The sequence below is a fragment of the Carboxylicivirga marina genome (genome assembly GCF_016612505.1).
GTDB lineage: Bacteria > Bacteroidota > Bacteroidia > Bacteroidales > Marinilabiliaceae > Carboxylicivirga > Carboxylicivirga marina.
Map to the genome: position 1 here is coordinate 1 of NZ_JAENRR010000175.1, position 458 is coordinate 458.

1 protein-coding gene is annotated in these 458 nt (G+C 34.5%); it reads right to left on the reverse strand.

Translation table 11 applies throughout. The features are described from left to right. On the reverse strand, positions 1-234 hold a 234-nt coding region (locus JIV24_RS22260), incomplete at its 3' end, for a hypothetical protein (protein ID WP_200467287.1). Positions 235-458 lie beyond the last annotated feature (224 nt).

Sequence of the window (458 nt, forward strand, 5' to 3'; positions counted from 1 at the left end):
ATCTTTAATGCGATGATTCGCCAAAGCTAGAATATGCTTGTGAATATCAGTCCATAATTGTGGTTTGATTAGTTGCCTGCTAAAACGTTCTTCAATCTTTTTTAAAGCTACATGACTCTCTAGCTGTCTGCCTATTTCTGTTAGTAAAACTGATTGTGATGCAATAATGCCATAAATAGCTTCATTTATAAATCGACTGGCTGTTTTGTCAAGTCCTTGAGTAAGTATCCCCAAAAATTACTTAATTTGGTTCTTAGTTTGGCTGCTAAGTGGCTAAAATTCATAAACTATCCTCCTGTATTTGTGCGTGGTAACACAAATTTAAGCAGGAGAATTCTTATATTCCAATCTATTAGAAATATCCCCATTTTTTTATCATTATCACTTAGCATTCCCTGCAAACCCTTGTTAACTAAGAAATCCATGAGATAGGCATCTGTATTATGGGGTAACTCCAA